3 protein-coding genes are annotated in these 4,178 nt (G+C 30.9%); 1 reads left to right on the forward strand and 2 read right to left on the reverse strand.

What is annotated here, in order from left to right; genetic code table 11:
- Positions 1-270: 270 nt before the first annotated feature.
- Both ACJML3_RS09605 and ACJML3_RS09610 read right to left on the reverse strand, forming a co-directional pair.
- A complete protein-coding gene (locus tag ACJML3_RS09605) occupies positions 271-2,124 on the reverse strand; it encodes a hypothetical protein (protein ID WP_406022725.1) in 1,854 nt (617 codons plus the stop codon).
- Positions 2,125-2,154: 30 nt separating this feature from the next.
- Positions 2,155-3,594, reverse strand: coding sequence for an MBOAT family O-acyltransferase (locus tag ACJML3_RS09610; protein ID WP_406022727.1), 1,440 nt, complete (start codon positions 3,592-3,594; stop codon positions 2,155-2,157).
- Positions 3,595-3,841: 247 nt separating this feature from the next.
- Here ACJML3_RS09610 and ACJML3_RS09615 point away from each other — a divergent pair.
- The coding region (locus tag ACJML3_RS09615; RefSeq protein WP_406022729.1) for a hypothetical protein at positions 3,842-4,178 on the forward strand (337 nt) is incomplete at its 3' end.

Genomic DNA, 4,178 nt, shown 5'->3' on the forward strand with positions numbered 1-4,178 from the left:
CAAAGATTATTGAGCGTCTTCGTGCAATGTCACCTTACTGGAAACAAGGTAAGGCTCAGATTGCAGGTCTTGATCATGATTTTGATGAGAACTCAACTGAGGTTAGAGCTTAAGCTTAATTAGTTTCCCTCTATCAGAGACATTCTACAAACGGTAGTTAAAATCTTAACTGCCGTTTTTTATCATCGATACATTGACACCATTTGTGTCTGTTCTTTTGTCCAATCTTTTATATAGATGTATCATTTAACAGGTAGTATTGAGTATTGACTAGAATGTATGCTGCCAATAAGGAATAACAATCACATCAGGATTGATCTTAGTAATTTCATCAATAACTGAATCAGGATTTGTTAATGTAACGGCACCACAGGATGTGTTTACTCTGGCTCTGTAAACATCTTTTGCACATGCAGCCATAACTTTTGAGAATGTTTCAACAAAACTGTTTGCATATACATAAACTTTAAAGTCAGTTGCCATGCTGTTGTGCAGATGAATATTAGCATCGCACCTAGGATCACGCTTTATTGTCACGTCTTTTAGGTAATTATTGGAAAAAGAAAACATTGGATATTCAACAGGATTTGCAAAATTGCCTTTCTTAAATCTTTGTCTCATTCCAAAAATTATTCCGTAAGTCTGACCATGGTACTGAATAAAATTAGTATCGTCTATAAATTCACCTGTAGCAATCTGCTTTAAAACAGGCTTATATCTGCTATCTATATTGAAGTTGGCTTTTAGCTTTGAAAATGCTGGTAGATTGTTTATAAGGTATTTAATAATTATATAGTTACCATATTCTGTCATATGGTGCTCATCCTTGAAATACAGAAGATCATTAGGATGTGATTTTTTTGATTCGATAAGCAGGTTTCTTACATTTATGACTGTAAGATTATCAGCTTTGATTTTTGAAAATTCATCATATGCATAATCTGAAAAATACCATAAAGGTGCTTTTCTTTCTTTAAAAATTCTTATTTTTTCAGGATATATTTCAGTTTTTAAAGGATTAACTAACAGTATTATCTGTTTATCTGTTCTTTTTACTATCTCTTTTAAAAGTGTCGTATCAGGTGCAAAACTTTTTTTTCTGTCAAAGATGCACATCTCAGTTTCGCCAATGTTATTGTTTAAAAAACACCAGCCATCAGACTGGCAGAACGCTGAATTCTCTTTACTTATAAAACTTGATAACATTTTATTTAAAGATGACTTTTCAGGGAGCTGCTTTAGCTTTATGAGCTGATTTCTAAGACCGAATCTGTCGTTAAAGTAGTTTTCAAAATCTTTCATGAAGTTTAGATTAATCTTAAAGCTAGGCTCTGTTATATATATGTTTTTATAAGAAGCTAACACTCTGTTTTCAGATAGATCTTTTGCATTCTCTTTTGTATTAAGTAAAAGAATAGGTATTAAAAGAGTAATAATTACAGCAATAATAAAGAGAATATCTGAGCCTTTTGCTTTTTCTGTAGCTTTTTTTGACAGTAAAAAACGGATTAGAAGATATGAAATTGAAAAGACGGAGAAGAAAATTATAAATATTCCAAAGAATGAATAATTTCCTGACATTGGATTTGCTTTTAACTCATCTAAAATGCAGATAGCAATATTGCCATCATTTAGCTTAAATGAAAATCCATTGTTAAGATCGACTGTTTTGCTATCTGAGTTCTTATTTACTTTATCTAAAGTATAAAAACCATCTTCAAAAGCTTTTATGCTGTATAGTTTGACTGGTTTTTTATTAATTTTTAGATTACTTATTTTCAGTGCTTTTTTGTCTGTATCCATCAGATTTATTTTTATTATCAGCTTTTCTATGGAGCTTACTTTTTGCGCACTTATCTTAAAAAATATATTGTTATCAAAAAAATCTTTTGTAAATTCCTTTATATGTAAAGAGTTGTCTGAAAAACTGATCCCTCTTTCATCAGTCAGAGTAAGAGTAACTTTTTTATTTGTTTGTATGCTGTCAAGATTTAAGCTTACAGAAAAATAACGATCGCCTGTTATGTCTTTTGCAAAAAAAGTAATGCAAAGAGCAATAACAGATGCGAAGAATACTGCTGTAAGTTTTTTTATTTTTTTGAAGTTTTCAATCTTTATAATCATGTCAATTCGGTCAACTTTACTCTAAAAATCTTAAAACCTGAAATATATAAATGGATTATATGTACTGCCTGCTATCTGTGCTGTTGAAATAATCAAAAGAATATATGTACAGATATTAACAGCAACAGATAGTAACGTGCTGTTTTCAGAACGATAAAGAATATTTTTAAATACAGGTAGACATACAATAAGAGCAAATATTAAAAGAAGAGCATCCAAGGCACTTATATAGTATTCAAGAATATATGGTTCATCAGTATAATCAAGACAGAAGAACATATTGGATATATAGTTTATTGCATATTCAAGATCAGGTGATCTGAAAAGAACCCATCCAATAATGAATGCAAGAATGCAGTATATATGTAGTAATCCTCTCTGATAGAGTGGTCTTGTTTGTGTATCTTTATTCAGTTTAAAAAGTCTTTCTATTATTACGAAAAATCCGTTGTAAATACCCCAGATAACAAAATTCCAGGCTGCACCATGCCATACACCTGTTGCAAGGAATACCAAAAAAAGATTTAGATAGGTTCTTTTGTTTCCTTTTCTGTTTCCTCCAAGTGGAATATAAAGATACTCTCTAAACCAGGATGATAGTGATATATGCCATCTTCTCCAGAATTCTGTAATTGTTTTAGATATGTATGGATAATTAAAGTTTTCAGGAAATTTAAATCCGAATATAGCTCCAAGTCCTATAGCCATGTCTGAATAACCTGAAAAATCAAAATATATCTGAAGTGTATAGCAAACAGCGCCAAGCCACGCAATCTGAGGTGAAAAAGAATCAGGATTTGATGCAAATACCTTATCTGCTATTTCTCCAAAAGTATTTGCAATAAGCATTTTCTTTGAAAGACCAATGATGAATCTTTTTATTCCATAACTCAAAGTTGAGAAGTTTACTGATCGTGATTCAATTTGAGCTGATATTTCATGGTATTTGACAATAGGTCCTGCTATAAGCTGAGGGAAAAGAGCAATATACAGTGCAAGCTTGTACAAATCCTTTTGCGCACTCTCACCTCTGTATACATCCATAACATAAGAAATTGACTGGAATGTATAAAATGATATTCCGATAGGCATAATAACCTTAATAAAATCTACATTTGTTTTAAATAGGAGGTTTATGTTCTCGGCAAAAAAGTTAAAGTACTTAAAATAACAGAGTATTGACAGATTTGCTGTTATGCACAGTGCCAAAAGCATTTTTTTATTTATAAAAAGAGTTAGAACTGTTTCTTTTTGAATCTCTTTGTCTGCTTTTTCAATAAAAATTGCAAAAACATAGTTTATAAGTATTGTTGCAATCATTATTGCAAGATATTTTGGTTCACCCCAGGCATAAAACACTAGACTTGCGAGCAGGAGAACATGATTTTTCAGCTCATTTCTTACCAATAGATAGATACTGCAAACAACAGGCAGAAAAACATAAATGAACGTCATTGATGAAAAAAGCATTTATCTTGTTCCCTTATAATTGGTGATTTCTGTCAATTATATCAGAATACGCAAAGAGCACATACAAAAGAACAAAATCAAGCTCAATTCAATGAAAGCCATCTGCAAAAAGTATTTGTTCATTTTACAAATACAATAAACTTCACATTCTAAACAAATATATTTTCTAATCGTGTCTTAGCAGTTTGCCTAATATGTCGTAAAAGCGTAAAATTCTTTACTATTAAAGACCAGTTAAGGAGTGATATTGGATATCGTTCTTGGAAATGTATGGTTGTTATTGTTTAACCTTATCATACTTCTTCCTATGTTATACAGTATTTTTGCATCTGACAGTAGGATATGGACATATCAGTCTATATCAATAGTCAGTGTGCTCTTTATACTTGTATTAAATATCAGTTCCGGTTTTGCATCCTATTATTCAGATTCTGCCTTTTTTAACGGTTTTCTTGTACTTTTGTGGCAAATTTCCCTAATTGTTACAACAATTTGCGTTTTCTATCTTGTATTTAATGAACTTAAAGAAAAATATTTACGATATCAGGTAAACAATGATTGGCTATATGGTATACCAGGCTTTA

The organism is Succinivibrio sp. (genome assembly GCF_045124615.1).
Taxonomy (GTDB): Bacteria; Pseudomonadota; Gammaproteobacteria; order Enterobacterales; family Succinivibrionaceae; genus Succinivibrio; species Succinivibrio faecicola.